The sequence below is a fragment of the Stenotrophomonas sp. Pemsol genome (assembly GCF_003586545.1).
Taxonomy (GTDB): domain Bacteria; phylum Pseudomonadota; class Gammaproteobacteria; order Xanthomonadales; family Xanthomonadaceae; genus Stenotrophomonas; species Stenotrophomonas sepilia.
This window is the reverse complement of sequence record NZ_CP025780.1, coordinates 1695697-1711956: the sequence shown is the minus strand read 5'-3', so window position 1 is coordinate 1711956 and position 16260 is coordinate 1695697. Positions and strand designations below refer to the sequence as shown.

Genomic DNA, 16260 nt, shown 5'->3' with positions numbered 1-16260 from the left:
CCTCTGGTAGAGCCGGCCGCTGGCCGGCTGCTCTGGATATCGGGTTCAATGAGGTTGCCGGCCAGCGGCCGGCATTGCCAGAAGCGGTCAGCGCGGCTGCTTGATCGGCAGCACCACGCGGAAGCGCGAGCCCACGCCGGGCGTGCTGTCCAGGTCGATGCGCCCGTGGTGCTTGTTGATGATGCTGTAGGAGATCGACAGGCCCAGGCCGGTGCCACTGCCAACCGGCTTGGTGGTGAAGAACGGATCGAAGATGCGCTGGCGCAGTTCCGGCGAGATGCCACCGCCGGTATCTTCGAACTCGACCCAAACGTGATCGCCATCAACGCCGGTACGCACCGTGATCGTGCCGCGCTCGGCGATGGCATGGCCGGCGTTGAGCAGCAGGTTCATGTAGACCTGGTTCAACTCCGATGGCAGGCACTCCACCAGGGGCAACTGGCCGAACTCGCGCACCAGGGTGACCTTGTACTTGAGTTCGTTCCAGATGATGTTGATGGTCGATTCCAGGCCCGCGTGCAGGTCGACCAGCTTCCACGACTCGTCGCGGCCGGAATACGAGAAATCCTTCAGGTCGCGCACGATGCGGGTGACCCGCTCGATGCCTTCGCGCGATTCCGCCATCAGCTGCGGCAGGTCGCGGCTGATGAAATCGATATCCAGACGGTCACGGATATCATCGATTTCCGGAATCAGCGCTTTCGGGTCCGGCGCGCGCAGGGCGCGCTCGTAGGCTTCGATCACGGTGAACAGGCTGCGCAGGTATTCCTGCAGGCTGCCCAGGTTGGAGTGCACGTAACCGATCGGGTTGTTGATCTCGTGCGCGACGCCGGCGGCCAGCTGGCCGATCGACGCCATCTTCTCCGACTGCAGCAGCTTTTCCTGGGTGCCATTGAGGCGCAGGTAGGCCTGGCGCAGTTCGGCATGGCGCTGCTGCAGCTCGCGTTCGTAGTCTTCCTGCCCTTCGATGTGGCGGAACAGGGCGAGGAAATGCCCCTGGCCGACCGGACCATGGTGGTACAGATGGGCGATGACCACGCCCTCGCCCAGCGGCAGGCTGCCATTCCAGTGACCATGCTGGCGAGCCTGTTCCAGCGCATCGGGCGGCAGCAGTTCGCGCAGGCGCTGCGGCGGCGGCAACCCGCCGTCCTCGCCACTGGCCAGCAGGTTCTGTGCGGCCGGATTGGCCAGGGCCACCCGCCCGTCATCGGTGAACAGCAGCAGGCCTTCGCGCAGGCGCTCAAGCAGGGCCTGCAGCACCGGCTGCGGCGGAAGGGGGGCGGTAACCAGGGCGTTGGCAGCGGACACGGCGACTCGGGACGTTCGAACAGGCGCCCAATATACGCGGTCATGCAGCGGGCTTCAGCCCGCCGGGAGGGGTTATGCGACCGCCGTCGCCTCAGGCGACGGCGAGGGGCCGGCCGATGCTGACCGTGTGCGACTGGCCCTTGGCATCGTAGGCCGAGGCGTCTTCGGTGCGGCCGAGCTGGCGCAGCGCCCAGTTCACCTCGCGGCGGCGGCGCGACAGCAGCACGCCGTTGGCCCGGTTGCGCTCGGCCAGTTCCTGCAGCTGTTCGCCCTCGCCCACCGGTGGCGCGCCTTCCAGCGCACGCAACGCTTCCAGCTTGGCGCCGGTAGCCCGGATCAGGGCGTGCACGTCGTGCTCGACCAGGGCCTGGCGTTCAACGTCCAGGGCCTGGGCGAGACGCTGCAGCGGCTCGCTCATCGCCGCAGTCATCCGTGCAGCTGCTGGTCCAGATCGAGCATGCGCGATGCGATCGCGTCCGGATTGATCTTGTAGGTGCCGTTCTGCAGCGAATCGCGCACGGCGGCCACGCGCTGGGCGTCGATCGCCGGGGCGGTGGTCAGCTCGCGCTCGATGGCCCGCAGATTGGTGGCCTCGCCGGTCAGGCGCAGGCTGTCGGCCGCCTCGACCGGGCGCGCCGCCGCATCGGTGCTGACACCGGGCTTGTTGGCCGGGGTCGTCACGCTGCGCAGTGCCTGGGGGACCTGCAGGTTGCCGTCGATTTTCTGGCTCATGGGGTGTCCTGGAGTTGCCGTTCACAAGGGATAACGGCCGCAGGGCCGTGATCTTTAGGGATATTTTGCGGTAATTCAACGCGCCACGATTACGTCACCTGCGGCATCGACCGTGCCTTGCACGATCCGCCGCGAGGACAGGTTCTCGACCGAGACCCGTTCGTTCTCACCGGCATCACCCATCGCACGGCCGGCAATGCGGACCTCGACCGAGCCGCGACGCGACACCAGGGCCACATTGTCTCCTCGCTTGATGAGACGCTGCACCACCAGATCGTTGTTCGACAGCAGGGCTCCGGCCTGCAACGGACGGCGGGCGACGCGGCCGATCGCTGCATTGGGATCGGACAGCACCGCGCCGGCAATCCGGGCAGCGTCACGCTGGGCAGTGGTGATATCGGCGGCAGTGAGGGTTTCTCCAGTACCGATTCCACGGTTGAGCACCAGTACGGTCTGGTTGCGCCGCACCTTTACCGGCACGAACAGGCGCCAGCCGCCCGCATCCGGACAGCTGACCTCCACCGTGGTGTTGGCGGTGGGCTGCACCTGTAACGCCCCCCCGCACTTCGGCAGGCGCAGCGCATCGGCCACCTGGGCCTCGCCCTCGCCGCCCGCCGGCAGCGTCGACAAGGCCGCCGCGCGGATGCTTGCCACCGGCTGCCAGTCGGCGGCAGCCGCCCACGGCGAGGCCACGGCCAGCGCGATGGCGAATAGAGATGTGACCCGGCACATGGCGCCTCCTTCAATCGGCAAGAGCTGGCCCAGGTGCGTGCAAGGGGTGTGCCAGAGGGGCACTTGTAGAGTCAGGCCATGCTCGACCGCTTTGCGCCCAACAGCCAGCCGAGCATCGCTCGACGCTACAAGAGCCCCGGTCGAACATGGGGCGACGCCACAATTGCGGTGCGGAGCGCGCAGTGGCAGAGCGCCCTCAAGTTTGGCGCCCAACGCGCCGATACAGCAGCCATGTCCCATGACCTGCTCAACCGGATCGACCAGCGGACCCGCCTGGCCGGCCACAACCGCCTGGCGCTGCTGCTGTTCCGTCTCGGCGGACGTCAGCTTTTTGGCGTCAATGTCTTCAAGGTGCAGGAAGTCCTGCGGCGCCCGGAGCTGTTCCAGGTACCCGGCCTGCCCAGCCAGTTCGCCGGCGTGGCCGACGTGCGCGGCCGCTCGGTGCCGGTGCTGGACCTGGGCCTGGCCATCGGCCACCCCGAACGTGAGCCCGATGCCGATACCTCGCCGGGTTACCTGGTCGTCACCGAATTCAACCGCTCGATCCAGGGGTTCCTGGTCAGCGGCGTCGAACGCATCGTCAACATCGCGGTGGAAGACATCCACCCCCCGCCGGAGCTTGGCGCCGAGTCGAGCTACCTGACCGCGGTAACCCGCTTCCAGGGTGAGCTGATCCAGGTGATCGACGTTGAAAGCGTGCTGGCCGATATCGCCCAGGTCCGCGGTGACGCCGTACTCGATCCGGCGATGGCAATGCCCGCCGATGGCCCCCAGCTGCAGGTGCTGGTGGTGGACGACTCGCGCGTGGCCCGCCAGCAGATCCGCAGCGTGCTGGATCAGCTGGGCGTGGGTGCCACCCTGCTTTCCGACGGCAAGCAGGCTCTCGACCACCTGTTGCAGATCCACGCCTCGGGCGAGAACCCGGCCGAACGCTATGCCATGGTCATCTCCGACATCGAGATGCCGGCCATGGATGGGTACACGCTGACGACGGAAATCCGGCGCCACCCGGGCCTGGCCGGCCTCTACGTGCTGCTGCACACCTCGCTGTCGGGTGTCTTCAACAACGCCATGGTCGAGCGTGTCGGCGCCAACGCCTTCGTCGCCAAGTACTCGCCGCACGAGCTGGCTGACTTCGTGCTGGACCGCCTGCGCAAGGTGGCGATGGCGGCCTGACGGCCACTGATCCGGTAGTGCCGGCCGCTGGCCGGCAACCGCAGATCCATCGGGGAGCCGGCCAGCGGCCGGCACTACCCTCTCGAACTTGGCACACCCCTTGCAGCTTCCCGGGCAACGTTCCCGTGGGAGTGCACCGTGCGCAACCTGATTACCGACTACCTGGGCGTCCACGCCCAGGCCATGCCGTTGCGCGAACAGCGGATGAAGCTGATCGCCAGCAACCTCGGCAATGCCGACACGCCCGGCTACAAGGCCCAGGACCTGGACTTCGATGCCGCCCTGCGCCATGCCCAGGGGCAGGATGCCAACGGCCTGATGGCCACCACCCATGAGCAGCACTACGAAATCAGTAGTGGCCTGAACCCGTTCCAGATCGCGCGCGAGGGCGTGCAGCCCAGCCTGGACGGCAACACCGTCGATCCCGATGCCGAGCGTGCCGCCTATGGCCGAGCCGCGCTCGAGTACCGCGCCTCGCTCAGCTTCGTCGAGAGCAAGGTGCGTTCCATGCTGACCGCGATCACGGGGCAATAAGCCATGAGCAACCTGCCGATCTTCGATATCGCCGGCTCCGCGCTGCAGGCGCAGTCGGTGCGCATGAGCACCATCGCCTCCAACCTCTCCAATGCCGACACCGTCGCCGGTTCTGCCGACGCCGTGTACAAGCCGCTGGAGCCGATCTTCCAGGCCGTCACCAGCAAGAACGATCCCAACATCACCTCGGTGAAGGTGAAGGAGATCACCCAGAGCGAGGCGGCGCCGATCAAGCGCTACGAGCCGGGCCACCCGCTGGCAGACGCCGATGGCTACATCTACCAGCCCGACGTCGATCCGGTGGCGCAGATGGTCAACCTGATCTCGACCTCGCGCAATTACCAGGCCGGCGTGGAGATGTTGACCACCGCCAAGGAACTGGCCCTGGCCACCTTGACCATGGGCCGCTGAGGCCCGCAGCACCGGATACCGCCATGACCACCGCCGTCAACAACCAGACCAGCCAGGACGTCTATTCCGCGCTGGGCCTGAACGCCCCCAACAGCAACGCCACGAAAAAGAAGAACACGCTCGACCAGGCCGACTTCCTGCGCCTGATGACCGAGCAGCTGCAGCACCAGGATCCGCTGAAGCCGATGGACAACACGCAGATGGTCGCGCAGATGGCGCAGATGTCCACCGTGCAGGGCATCACCGATCTGAACAAGACGGTGAAGGGCTTCCAGGAATCGATGGCCAGCGACCAGGTGCTGCGTGGCGCGGCGCTGGTCGGCCACCAGGTGCTGGTGCCATCGGAAAAGCTGGTGCTGGAGAAGGAAGGCAGCGTCGAGGGCACGGTGGCCGCGCCGTCGGCCGGCATCATCACCGTGGATATCACCGATGCCACCGGCGCCAAGGTCACCTCGCTGAGCGTGGAAGCCAAGGCAGCAGGCGAAACCGCCTTCCAGTGGGACGGCAAGGACGCCAACGGCAAGCGCATGGAACCGGGCAAGTATTCCATCGTTGCCAACCATGTCGATACCGCCGGCAAGAGCACCAAGCTGTCCACCTATGTGCAGGCGCCGGTGGAAAGCGTGACCGTCGGATCCGACGGCCTGTACCTGAACCTCAAGGGCCTGGGCACGGCCCCGATCGACTACGTGCTCCGCGTCAGCTGAGCCGCACATCCCGCATCAACCAGGAGCATCCCATGGGCTTCAATGTCTCGCTGTCCGGCATCAATGCCGCCAACACCGACCTGAGCGTCACCGCCAACAACGTCGCCAACGTCAACACCACCGGCTTCAAGCAGTCGCGCGCCGAGTTCGCCGATCTGTTCGCCTCCACCAGCTACGGCCTGTCGAAGAACCAGACCGGCTCGGGCGTGCGCGTCTCCAACGTCGCCCAGCAGTTCATCCAGGGCCACAACGAGCAGACCGGGCGCAGCCTGGACATGGCCATTTCCGGTGAGGGCTTCTTCACCATGAACATGAACGGTTCGCGTGTGTACTCGCGTGCCGGCAACTTCCAGACCGATTCGGCCGGCTACGTGGTCAATCCGCAGGGCGCGCGCCTGCAGGTGTTCGCGCCGAACGCCGATGGCACCAACTTCGACGCCGGCCGCCTGGTCGACCTGCAGTTGCTGACCACCGACAGCCCGCCGAAGCAGACCAGCGAAGTGAAGGTGGGCTTCACCCTGCCGGCCAACGCCAAGCAGCCGACCGTGGCCACGTTCGACCCGACCGACTCCAACAGCTACAACCACTCCAGCGGCGGCATCACCGTGTACGACTCGCTGGGCGTGAGCCACATCCAGGTCTCGTACTTCGTGAAGGGCGCCAACCCCAACGAATGGACCGTGCACAACTATGTCGATGGCCAGCCCGCTGGCACCCCGACCGCGGTCACCTTCGACAACAGCGGCAAGCTGACCGCCCCGGCCAACGGCAAGGTTGGCCTCGGCACCTTCACCCCGACCACGGGCGCTGGCCAGCTGAACATGACGCTGGACATCAGCGGTTCGACCCAGTACGGCGAGAAGTTCGCCCTGCGCAACACCCAGCAGGACGGCTATGCCGCCGGCAAGCTCAACGAGATCACTGTGTCCGAGTCGGGCGTGGTCTATGCGCGCTACTCCAACGGCGACGACAAGCCGCTGGGCCAGGTCGCACTGACCACCTTCAACAACACCCAGGGACTGGAATCGAAGGGCAACAACCTGTGGGTGGAGACCTTCGAGTCAGGCACGCCGCGCACCGGAATGCCGGACACCTCCAATCTCGGCAAGATCCAGGCCGGCTCGCTGGAAGCGTCCACCGTCGATCTCACCGAGCAGCTGGTCAACATGATCACCGCGCAGCGCAACTTCCAGGCCAACGCGCAGATGATCACCACGCAGGACCAGATCACCCAGACCGTCATCAACATCCGTTGATGAGCTGCTGACCCTGTCACGGAACTCCCCGCATGGATAAAGCCCTTTACGTGGCGATGACCGGTGCCCGCGCCTCCCTGCAGGCGCAGGGAACGCTCAGCCACAACCTCGCCAACTCGGACACTCCTGGCTTCAAGGAAGCGCTGGCCAACACCGAAGCCTTCCCGATCAAGGGTCCGGGCTTTGCCTCGCGGGTGGATGCGCTGCACGTCGACGCCGGCTTCAACCGCCGGCCCGGCGCGCAGCACATCACCGGCAAACCGCTGGACCTTGCACTGCAGAGCGGCACCTGGCTGGCGGTGCAGGCGAGCGATGGCAGCGAAGCGTATACGCGTGGCGCAGCCCTGTCGGTGACGCCGAACGGCCAGCTGGTGACCTCTGGCGGCCGCACGGTACTGGATGACAACAACAACCCGATCGCCATTCCGCCCTACCAGGCGATGGAGATCGGCGCCGACGGCACGATCTCGATCATCCCGCAGGGCGAAGGCCCGCAGACGATGGCGCAGATCGGCCGGATCAAGGTGGTGCAGGCGCCGGACGAGCGCCTCGAGCGCGGCCTGGATGGCCTGTTCCGCAACACCGACCCGCGCCAGCCGTTCGCACCGGCACAGGGCACCGTCGTGCACAGCGGGCAACTGGAGGGCAGCAACGTCGATGCCGCCGGTGCGCTGGTGCAGATGATCCAGCTGCAGCGCCAGTACGAAATGCAGGTTCAGGTGATCAAGCACGGCGACGACAACGCGCGCAGCGCCAACAGCCTGCTCCGCCTGGGCAGCTGACGGATTTCCGGCGCCGCCCGGGCGCGGCGCTGGCACACCGCTTGCACACCCGCTACCAAGGGCCGCATTGCGCGGCCGGCTTCACCCAGACAGGACTCCGAAGATGAACCAGGCATTGTGGATCGCGAAAACCGGACTGGATGCGCAGCAGATGCGCATGTCGGTGGTTTCCAACAACCTCGCCAACACCAACACCACCGGCTTCAAGCAGGACCGCGCCAGCTTCGAGGACCTGCTGTACCAGCAGGTGCGGCAGCCGGGCGGCTCTTCGTCGGCGCAGACGCAGCTGCCGACCGGCCTGCAGCTGGGTACCGGCGTGCGCGTGGTCGCCACCGCCAAGAACTTCGAGCAGGGTGGACAGCAGCAGACCGGCCGCGCACTGGACGTGATGGTCAACGGACGCGGCTTCTTCGAAGTGCAGATGCCCGACGGCAGCTCGGCCTACACCCGTGATGGCTCGTTCAAGATCAACCAGGACAGCGAGCTGGTCACCAACAGCGGCTACCCGGTGCAGCCGGGCATCCAGATTCCCGAGGGCGCGCAGTCGGTCACCATCGGCAGCGACGGCACCATCAGCGTGAAGATGGCCGACAACGCCGCGTCGGTGGAAGTCGGTGCGCTGACCCTGACCGACTTCGTCAATCCGGCCGGCCTGCAGGCGCGCGGCGAGAACCTGTTCCTGGAAACCACGGCCTCGGGCCCGGCACAGAACGGCAATCCCGGCCTGAACGGTCTCGGCACCGTGGTGCAGGGTGCGCTGGAAGGCAGCAACGTCAATGTGGTGGAAGAGCTGGTGTCGATGATCGAAACCCAGCGCGCCTACGAAATGAATGCCAAGGCGATCTCCACCACCGACTCGATGCTCGGCTATCTCAACAACAAGATCTGACCGGCCCAACCGGGAAACCGCCATGTCGCCCATTTCCAACCTCGCCCGTACTGCCCTCGCCTGCACCGTGGTCGCCCTGCTCGGTGGCTGCGTGATCGCGGGCGACGTGCGCCCCTATCCGGCGATGGCACCGATCCAGCCGATCATGCCGCCGCAGGCCGCGCCCACCGCCGGTGCGATCTACGCCGCTGGCCCGACCCTGCAGCTGTATTCGGACCGCCGCGCACGCGATGTCGGCGACCTGCTGACGATCACCCTGCTGGAAAACACCACCGCGCAGACCAGCGCCAACACAGCCACCAACAAGGAATCCAACCTGAGCCTGGGCACGCCGTCCATCCTTGGCGCGCCGGTCACCCTGGGCGGCAAGGACATCCTCAGTGCCACCGCCAAGGGCGCGCGTGACTTCACCGGCAAGGGCAACAGCGCGCAGAGCAACCGCCTGCAGGGCAGCGTCACGGTCACGGTGATCCAGCGCCTGCCCAACGGCAACCTGGTGGTGCAGGGGCAGAAGAACCTGCGGCTGAACCAGGGCGATGAACTGGTGCAGGTGCAGGGCATCGTGCGCCCGGGCGACATCAGCCAGGACAACACCATTCCGTCCAGCCGCGTGGCCGAGGCCCGCATCGTCTACGGCGGCCGCGGCCCGGTCGCGCAGTCCAACGCGATGGGCTGGCTGAGCCGCTTCTTCAATTCCGGCCTGACGCCGTTCTGAGTATGGCCATGAAAGCTCTCTTCTCTTCTACGTGGCAGCGACGCATGGCGTCGCTCTACGGATCATTCTTCCTTCTGCTGGCAATGGCTGCGCCTGCCAGCGCCGAGCGCATCAAGGACCTGGCCCAGGTCGGCGGCGTGCGCGGCAATGCGCTGGTGGGCTATGGCCTGGTGGTCGGCCTGGATGGCAGCGGCGACCGTACCAGCCAGGCGCCCTTTACCGTGCAGAGCCTGAAAAACCTGCTTGGCGAGCTGGGCGTGAACGTGCCGCCGAACGTCAATCCGCAGCTGAAGAACGTGGCCGCCGTGGCGATCCACGCCGAACTGCCGCCGTTCGCCAAGCCGGGCCAGCCGATCGACATCACGGTGTCTTCGATCGGCAACGCGGTGTCGCTGCGCGGCGGCTCGCTGCTGATGGCCCCGCTGCGCGGCGCCGATGGCCAGATCTATGCCATCGCCCAGGGCAATCTGATCGTGGGTGGCTTTGGCGCGCAGGGCAAGGACGGCTCCCGTGTCTCGGTGAACGTGCCCAGCGTCGGCCGTATTCCCAACGGCGCCACCGTGGAGCGTGCCCTGCCCGATCCGCTGGCCAACGGCGGCGACATCACCCTGAACCTGCACAACAACGATTTCACCACGGTCTCGCGCATGGTCGCCGCGCTCAACAACGCATTCGGCGAAGGCGCGGCGCGCGCGATCGATGGCGTGACCGTCGCCGTCACCGCACCGACCGATCCGGGCGCACGCATCGGCCTGCTGGCGCGCATCGAGAACCTGGAACTGACCCCGGGCAGCGCCCCGGCCAAGGTGGTGGTCAATTCACGCACCGGCACCGTGGTCATCGGCCAGCAGGTGCGCGTGGGGCCGGCCGCGATATCGCATGGTTCGCTGACCGTGACCATCCAGGAAAACACCAACGTCAGCCAGCCCAATGCGCTGTCGGGCGGCCGTACCGTTGCCAGCCCGCAATCCACCATCACCGCCACCAACGACGGCAGCCGCATGTTCAAGTTCAGCGGCGGCACCACCCTGGACGAAATCGTGCATGCGGTGAACGCCGTAGGCGCGGCACCGGGCGACCTGATCGCGATCCTGGAAGCCCTGAAGCAGGCCGGCGCACTGAGTGCCGAGCTTGAGGTGATCTGACATGCGCATCAATCCCGCATTCGACCTGCACCCGGCGCAGCAGAACGATCCGGCGAAGATCGACAAGGTCGCTCGCCAGCTGGAAGGCCAGTTCGCACAGATGCTGGTCAAGAGCATGCGCGATGCCAGCTTCGGCGACTCGCTGTTTCCCGGCGAGAACAAGATGTTCCGCGACATGTACGACCAGAAGATTGCCGAGGCGATGACCCGCGGCAAGGGCCTGGGCCTGTCCGGCATGATCACCCGCCAGCTGTCCGGCCAGGCCGCCGAAGGTCCGGCACTGGATACCCGCGTGGATCCGGCCAAGGCCAGCCGCGCTTACCAGCTCAACGCGCCGGCCAGGCCGGCACCGTCGCTGCCCCTGGAAGATGGCAGCCAGGCCGTGCGCATGCTGCAGCAGATGGCCGCAGGCGCGCAGCACGGTGCGCAGGCCGCGCTGGCACCGATGGAGCAGGCACTGGACCTGATCGCCGGCCGTGAGAGCAACGGCCTGCACCGCTCGCTGGGCACCGAGGATCCGTACATCGGCAGCCTGCAGGGCGAGGACTGGGCCGCCAACAGCGACCAGTGGACGGCGACGGCCAGCAATCGCGGCACGGCCGTGAGCCCGGCCGATGCCCTGGCCACGCGCACCGCGGTCGCCCAGCTCGGCGAGCATACCCCGGAGGGCTTCGTCGCCAGTATCTGGCAGCACGCACAGAGCGCGGCCAGGGAGCTGGGCGTGGATGCCCGCGCCCTGGTCGCGCAGGCCGCGCTGGAGACCGGCTGGGGCAAGCGCCACATCAAGCATGCCGATGGCAGCACCTCGCACAACCTGTTCGGCATCAAGGCCACTGGCTGGAACGGCCAGCGCGCCACGGCCGGCACCCATGAATATGTCGATGGCGTGCGCCGCAACGAAACCGCCAGCTTCCGCGCCTACGGTTCAGCGGCCGAGAGCTTTGCCGACTACGTGCGCCTGCTGAAGACCAGCCCGCGCTACCAGCAGGCCCTGCAGGCCGGCACCGACGTGCAGGGCTTCGCCCGTGGCCTCCAGCGCGCCGGTTACGCCACCGATCCGCGCTACGCCGCCAAGATCGCTGCGATCGCCGGTGGCCCGACCATCGAGCGCGCCGTAGCCGCCGTGGCCGACGCCGGCTCGCGCCTTGGCCAGACCTTCGCCAGCACCGCGACCGCGGCGCTGGGTATCACCCGTCGTTGAGGAACACCATGTCCAGCGTACTTTCCACCGGTACCGGTGCCCTGCTCGCCTTCCAGCGAGCGTTGGCGACCACCAGCCACAACGTGGCCAACCTCAATACACCCGGCTACAGCCGGCAGAAGGTCAACTTCGCCACCGCCGATCCACAGAACTATGGCTACGGCACGGTCGGCAACGGCACCCGCATCACCGACATCCGTCGCACGGCCGACCAGCTGGCGATCTCGCGCCTGCTCGACAGCAGCGGTGAGCTGGCGCGCCTGAAGCAGCTTTCGGGCATGGCCGACCGGGTCAACGCCCTGTTCTCCGATGCCGCCACCAACGTGGCCGGCGTCTGGTCGAACTTCTTCGACTCGGTCAGTGGCCTGTCGTCCAACGCGGCCGGCACCGCCGACCGCCAGAACATGCTCGACGGTGGCAAGGCGCTGGCCAACCGCTTCGTGCAGCTCAACACGCACCTGAACAATCTCAACAGCGAGGTCAACAACGGCCTGCTGGCCGGTGCGACCGAGGTCAACCGCCTTGCGCAGGAGATCGCGCAGATCAACGGTGCCATCGGCACCAACATTGCCTCGGCTGCACCGGACCTGCTCGACCGCCGCGATCAGCTGATCACCCAGCTGATCGGCTACACCGGTGGCACCGCGGTGATCCAGGACGGCGGCATCATGAATGTCTACACTGCCGGCGGCAACGCGCTGGTGGTGGGTACCACGGCGACCAAGGTCACCACCGTGGCCGATCCTTACCAGCCCGAGCGCCTGCAGCTGGCACTGGAGACCCAGGGCAACACCATCCGTCTCGACCCGAAGGCGGTCGGTGGCCAGATCGGTGGCCTGCTGGAATTCCGCGACACCGTGCTGACGCCTGCGCAGGCCGAACTGGGCAAGCTGGCGGTGGGCCTGGCCGAGAGCTTCAACCAGGTCCACCACCAGGGTGTGGATCTGTATGGCCAGATGGGCGGGGACTTCTTCAACATCGGCAGCCCGCGCGTGACCGGCAACAACAGCAATACCGGAACCGCCAGCCTCAGCGCCACCTATGGCGACCTGGGCAAACTGGACGCGCAGAACGTGGTGCTGCAGTTCGATGGCACCACCTGGAAGGCCAGCCGCGCCGACACCGGCGCCAGCATTCCCCTGACCGGTACCGGCACCGCCGCCGATCCGCTGGTGATCAACGGCGTGAACCTGGTCGTCGGCGGCACCCCGGCGGCCAATGACCGCTTCCTGCTGCAGCCCACCGCCGGCGTGGCCGGCAGCCTGGAGATGGCCATCACCGATCCGTCGCGCATTGCCGCGGCCGCCGCAGTCAAGGGCGCAGCCGCCACCGCCAACACCGGTACCGGCAAGCTGAGCGGCGTCACCGTCACCGATTCGGCCAACGCGAACCTGCGCAATCCGTCGGCGATCGTGTTCACCTCGGCGACCACCTACACCATCGACGGTGGCCCGCCCCAGACCTATACGCCTGGCCAGACCATCAGTGCCAACGGCTGGAGCTTCGTACTGGACGGTGCGCCGAAGGTGGGCGATGCCTTCAACATCACCCCGACCCCGGCCGGTTCGTCGGACAACAGCAACGCCTCCAGGCTGGCCAAGGTGGAAAGCACGAAGGCCTTCAACGCCGGAACGGTGACACTGAACGGTGCACTGGGTGGCCTGACCACCCAGGTCGGCGCCGCCGCCCGCTCGGCCGAGTACTCGCTCGATGCGCAGCTGGTGATCAATGACAAGGCACAGGAAGCCCGCGACGAGGTCTCCGGCGTGAATCTGGACGAAGAGGCCGCCGACATGCTGCGCCTGCAGCAGGCCTACCAGGCTGCCTCACAGCTGATTTCCACCGCCGACAGCATGTTCCAGACCATCCTGGGGGCCGTCCGCCGATGAGCACCCGCATCTCCACCAGCATGATGTTCAACCAGTCGGTGTCGCTGATGATGGCCAAGCAGGCCAAGCTCAGCCACCTGGAGCAGCAGATTGCTACTGGCAGCAAGATCGTCAGCGCCAAGGACGATCCGGTTGCCGCCGGCACTGCAGTCGGCCTTGACCGCAGCCTGGCCGCACTGGACCGCATGAAGCTCAACGCCGGCAATGTGCAGAACCGCCTGGGCGTGCAGGAAAACACCCTGGCGCAGGTCAACGACCTGATGGCGCGCGTCAACGATCTGACCATCCAGGCCAGCAATCCGGCACTGAGCGCGGCCGACAAGAAGACGCTGATCACCGAGGTCAACCAGATCCGCGATGGCCTGCTGTCGCTGGCCAACGCCGACGATGGTACCGGCCGCTACGTGTTCGGTGGCACCAACGACGGTGACCCGCCGTTTGCCAAGATCAACGGCAAGGTCGTCTATCGCGGCGACCAGACCCAGCGCCAGGTTGAAGTCGGCCCCGATACCTATGTGCGCGACGCCCTGCCCGGCAGCGAGATCTTCATGCGTATTCCCACCGGCGACGGCTTCGTTGACGGCAGCGCCGCGGCCGGCAACACCGGCAACGGCGTGCTGACCAACATCACCCGCGACGGCAGCGACAGCTGGAACGGCCAGGGCTTCAGCGTGCGCTTCACCACCGGCACCCAGTACGAGGTGGTGGATGGTGCGGGCAACGTGACCGGCACCGGCACCTACAAGGCTGGCGACGACCTGGAAGTGAACGGTGTACGCCTGCGCATCACCGGTGCACCCGCAGCGGGCGACAGCTTCAGCGTACAGGCCGCCAGCAGCCGCGACATCTTCGCCACCATGGACAACCTGGTCGCCGCGCTGGGTGCCGACACCGGTACCACCGCGCAGATGACTGCGCAGCAGAATCAGCTGCAGAGCGCACTGCGCGACGTGGCGCGCGCCTCGGAGCGGATGATCGATTCGCGCGCTGCGGGAGGCGCGCAGCTGAAGGCGCTGGACAACGCGGCGGAGATGCGCGAGGCCAATGGCGTGACCCTGAAGACCACGCTGTCGCAGATGCGCGACCTGGATTACGCCGATGCACTGAGCCAGTACCAGCTGCAGAGCACCGCACTGCAGGCGGCGCAGACGATCTTCTCGCAGATGCAGTCGATGTCGCTGTTCAACAAGCTGCGCTGACGCCTCTCCTGCGTCACCCCTGAAAGGCCGCGATGCACTGCATCGCGGCCTTTTTCGTTTGCGCGCCTGTCCGCCACCACGCGGCCCTCTGGCCATCTCCGGCCGATTCTCCGTGATTGCCCATCAAGCCGGGTCGCACCCCGCCGATACCTTCATCAGCGCTGGTCAGGCCCTGCCCGACCGCCCCTCCCGGGGTCGCTTCCATCCTGGCAACAGGGCTGAAATCCCCGGGAAAACAGCTTCAGGCAACGAATTCTGGCTTCAGCGGAATTCACGGCTAAAGGTTGTTGACAAAGCGCCGTTATTCATTTGGCAACGGCGAAGCACACAGCCACACAAAAAAACAGGCGGCGCTTCGTTTCATTCACCAACGGGTTCCATATAAGAGGAGACGACCCCATGGCACAGGTAATCAACACCAATACGATGTCGCTCAACGCTCAGCGCAACCTGAGCACCAGCGGCAGCTCGCTCGCCACCACCATCCAGCGCCTCTCGTCCGGCCTGCGCATCAACAGCGCGAAGGACGACGCGGCCGGCCTGGCCATCAGCGAGCGCTTCACCACCCAGATCCGTGGTCTGGACGTGGCCATCCGCAACGCCAACGACGGCATCTCGCTGGCCCAGGTCGCCGAAGGTTCGCTGAACGAAGTCGGCAACAACCTGCAGCGCATCCGCGAACTGGGCGTGCAGGCCTCCAACGCCACCAACTCGGCCAGCGACCGCAAGGCCCTGCAGGCGGAAGTGACCCAGCTGGTCTCGGAAATCGATCGTGTGGCCAAGCAGGCCGACTTCAACGGTACCAAGCTGCTGGACGGCAGCTTCACCAGCCAGCTGTTCCAGGTGGGCGCCAACGCCGGCCAGGCCATTGCCATCAACAGCGTGGTCAACGCCAAGGCCGATTCGCTGGGGGCTGCCACCTTCGCCAACGGCTACACCGGCACCGCGCTGGCGGTGGACAAGGCCACGGCCGACACCACCTACTCCGGCCTGCAGGTCTCGGTCACCCCGCCGGGCGGCACCGCCACCACGGTCACCATCAGCGACTTCACCGTGAAGGCCGGCGAGTCGATCACCTCGGCCACCGCTGCGGCGATCAACAACAAGCTGGGTGAAACCGGCGTGGTGGCCTCGGTCAATGCCGGCGTCATCAGCCTGGCTTCGGTCAAGGATGGCCAGACCTTCGCCCTGGGCGTCAGCGCGGCAACCCCGCCGGCCGGCGTCACCGCCGCGACCATCGCCGGCCTGGGCCTGACCGAGACCAGCACCAACGGCGGCACCCTGACCGGTGCAGCGGCCAGCTTCGTCAAGGACCTGAACGTCACCACCGCCGAAGGCGCACAGAAGGCGATGTCGATCGTCGACAAGGCCCTGGAATCGGTCAACAGCGTCCGCGCCGACCTCGGCGCGATCCAGAACCGCTTCACCTCGGTGGTCGCCAACCTGCAGACCTCCTCGGAGAACCTGTCCGCATCGCGCAGCCGCATCCGCGATACCGACTTCGCCAAGGAAACCGCAGAACTGACCCGCACCCAGATCCTGCAGCAGGCCGGTACGGCCATGCTGGCCCAGGCCAACCAGGTA

At 66.6% G+C, this 16260-nt stretch carries 17 protein-coding genes; 13 read left to right on the top strand and 4 right to left on the bottom strand.

The annotated features are described in order from the left end of the window. Positions 1-87: 87 nt before the first annotated feature. From PEM_RS07940 to flgA, 4 genes are all read right to left on the bottom strand, one after another. Entirely contained in the window at positions 88-1308 is a 1221-nt protein-coding gene (locus PEM_RS07940) for an ATP-binding protein (protein WP_005416465.1), read from the bottom strand. 91 nt (positions 1309-1399) lie between these two features. Then, complete coding sequence (locus tag PEM_RS07935; protein ID WP_014037132.1) at positions 1400-1738, bottom strand: FlgN family protein; 339 nt, start codon at positions 1736-1738, stop codon at positions 1400-1402. Beyond that, positions 1735-2040, bottom strand: a complete 306-nt coding sequence (flgM, locus tag PEM_RS07930) for a flagellar biosynthesis anti-sigma factor FlgM (RefSeq protein ID WP_111127712.1) — start codon at positions 2038-2040, stop codon at positions 1735-1737. The genes PEM_RS07935 and flgM overlap by 4 nt, the downstream gene beginning before the upstream one ends. A 75-nt stretch (positions 2041-2115) precedes the next feature. Further along, complete coding sequence (gene flgA, locus PEM_RS07925; protein ID WP_111127714.1) at positions 2116-2772, bottom strand: flagellar basal body P-ring formation chaperone FlgA; 657 nt, start codon at positions 2770-2772, stop codon at positions 2116-2118. Positions 2773-3003: 231 nt separating this feature from the next. Between flgA and PEM_RS07920 the strand changes: the two genes are divergently transcribed. From PEM_RS07920 to PEM_RS07860, 13 genes are all read left to right on the top strand, one after another. After that, positions 3004-3948 (top strand): chemotaxis protein, encoded by a 945-nt coding sequence (locus PEM_RS07920; RefSeq protein ID WP_019659622.1) that lies wholly within the window; start codon positions 3004-3006, stop codon positions 3946-3948. Between the two features lie 138 nt (positions 3949-4086). Further along, positions 4087-4482 carry a flagellar basal body rod protein FlgB gene (gene flgB / locus PEM_RS07915; protein ID WP_005409576.1) on the top strand — a complete coding sequence of 132 codons (396 nt, stop codon included), beginning with the start codon at positions 4087-4089 and terminating at the stop codon, positions 4480-4482. Between the two features lie 3 nt (positions 4483-4485). Beyond that, a complete protein-coding gene (flgC, locus tag PEM_RS07910; RefSeq protein WP_005416461.1) occupies positions 4486-4893 on the top strand; it encodes a flagellar basal body rod protein FlgC in 408 nt (135 codons plus the stop codon). Positions 4894-4916: 23 nt separating this feature from the next. Further along, positions 4917-5600, top strand: coding sequence for a flagellar hook capping FlgD N-terminal domain-containing protein (locus PEM_RS07905; RefSeq protein ID WP_005416460.1), 684 nt, complete (start codon positions 4917-4919; stop codon positions 5598-5600). A 32-nt stretch (positions 5601-5632) separates the two neighbouring features. After that, the gene (gene flgE / locus PEM_RS07900) at positions 5633-6856 is read left to right on the top strand and encodes a flagellar hook protein FlgE (RefSeq protein ID WP_005416459.1); all 1224 of its coding nucleotides are present in this window, start codon (positions 5633-5635) and stop codon (positions 6854-6856) included. 32 nt (positions 6857-6888) lie between these two features. Next, the gene (locus tag PEM_RS07895; protein WP_005416458.1) at positions 6889-7638 is read left to right on the top strand and encodes a flagellar basal body rod protein FlgF; all 750 of its coding nucleotides are present in this window, start codon (positions 6889-6891) and stop codon (positions 7636-7638) included. A 103-nt stretch (positions 7639-7741) separates the two neighbouring features. After that, entirely contained in the window at positions 7742-8527 is a 786-nt protein-coding gene (gene flgG, locus PEM_RS07890; RefSeq protein WP_005416457.1) for a flagellar basal-body rod protein FlgG, read from the top strand. A 22-nt stretch (positions 8528-8549) separates the two neighbouring features. Further along, positions 8550-9242, top strand: coding sequence for a flagellar basal body L-ring protein FlgH (gene flgH, locus PEM_RS07885; protein WP_005416456.1), 693 nt, complete (start codon positions 8550-8552; stop codon positions 9240-9242). A 2-nt stretch (positions 9243-9244) separates the two neighbouring features. Continuing rightward, positions 9245-10387: a flagellar basal body P-ring protein FlgI gene (locus PEM_RS07880; RefSeq protein ID WP_032954158.1), complete on the top strand. Its 1143-nt coding sequence runs from the start codon at positions 9245-9247 to the stop codon at positions 10385-10387. A gap of 1 nt (position 10388) precedes the next feature. Next, positions 10389-11588 (top strand): flagellar assembly peptidoglycan hydrolase FlgJ, encoded by a 1200-nt coding sequence (flgJ, locus tag PEM_RS07875; protein WP_111127717.1) that lies wholly within the window; start codon positions 10389-10391, stop codon positions 11586-11588. 8 nt (positions 11589-11596) lie between these two features. Next, positions 11597-13477, top strand: a complete 1881-nt coding sequence (flgK, locus tag PEM_RS07870; protein WP_111127719.1) for a flagellar hook-associated protein FlgK — start codon at positions 11597-11599, stop codon at positions 13475-13477. Further along, on the top strand, positions 13474-14676 hold the full coding sequence (flgL, locus tag PEM_RS07865) for a flagellar hook-associated protein FlgL (RefSeq protein ID WP_111127722.1): 1203 nt from the start codon (positions 13474-13476) through the stop codon (positions 14674-14676). Before flgK ends, flgL begins: the two co-directional genes overlap by 4 nt. Before the next feature lie 399 nt (positions 14677-15075). Further along, the coding region (locus tag PEM_RS07860; protein ID WP_162911583.1) for a flagellin at positions 15076-16260 on the top strand (1185 nt) is incomplete at its 3' end.

What these genes read in the sequence shown, in the direction of transcription:
- PEM_RS07935 (WP_014037132.1), bottom strand. Translation starts at nt 1,738, where the DNA reads ATGACTGCGGCGATGAGCGAGCCGCTGCAGCGTCTCGCCCAGGCCCTG.
- flgM (WP_111127712.1), bottom strand. Translation starts at nt 2,040, where the DNA reads ATGAGCCAGAAAATCGACGGCAACCTGCAGGTCCCCCAGGCACTGCGC.
- flgA (WP_111127714.1), bottom strand. Translation starts at nt 2,772, where the DNA reads ATGTGCCGGGTCACATCTCTATTCGCCATCGCGCTGGCCGTGGCCTCG.
- PEM_RS07920 (WP_019659622.1), top strand. Translation starts at nt 3,004, where the DNA reads ATGTCCCATGACCTGCTCAACCGGATCGACCAGCGGACCCGCCTGGCC.
- flgC (WP_005416461.1), top strand. Translation starts at nt 4,486, where the DNA reads ATGAGCAACCTGCCGATCTTCGATATCGCCGGCTCCGCGCTGCAGGCG.
- PEM_RS07905 (WP_005416460.1), top strand. Translation starts at nt 4,917, where the DNA reads ATGACCACCGCCGTCAACAACCAGACCAGCCAGGACGTCTATTCCGCG.
- flgE (WP_005416459.1), top strand. Translation starts at nt 5,633, where the DNA reads ATGGGCTTCAATGTCTCGCTGTCCGGCATCAATGCCGCCAACACCGAC.
- PEM_RS07895 (WP_005416458.1), top strand. Translation starts at nt 6,889, where the DNA reads ATGGATAAAGCCCTTTACGTGGCGATGACCGGTGCCCGCGCCTCCCTG.
- flgG (WP_005416457.1), top strand. Translation starts at nt 7,742, where the DNA reads ATGAACCAGGCATTGTGGATCGCGAAAACCGGACTGGATGCGCAGCAG.
- flgH (WP_005416456.1), top strand. Translation starts at nt 8,550, where the DNA reads ATGTCGCCCATTTCCAACCTCGCCCGTACTGCCCTCGCCTGCACCGTG.
- PEM_RS07880 (WP_032954158.1), top strand. Translation starts at nt 9,245, where the DNA reads ATGGCCATGAAAGCTCTCTTCTCTTCTACGTGGCAGCGACGCATGGCG.
- flgJ (WP_111127717.1), top strand. Translation starts at nt 10,389, where the DNA reads ATGCGCATCAATCCCGCATTCGACCTGCACCCGGCGCAGCAGAACGAT.
- flgK (WP_111127719.1), top strand. Translation starts at nt 11,597, where the DNA reads ATGTCCAGCGTACTTTCCACCGGTACCGGTGCCCTGCTCGCCTTCCAG.
- flgL (WP_111127722.1), top strand. Translation starts at nt 13,474, where the DNA reads ATGAGCACCCGCATCTCCACCAGCATGATGTTCAACCAGTCGGTGTCG.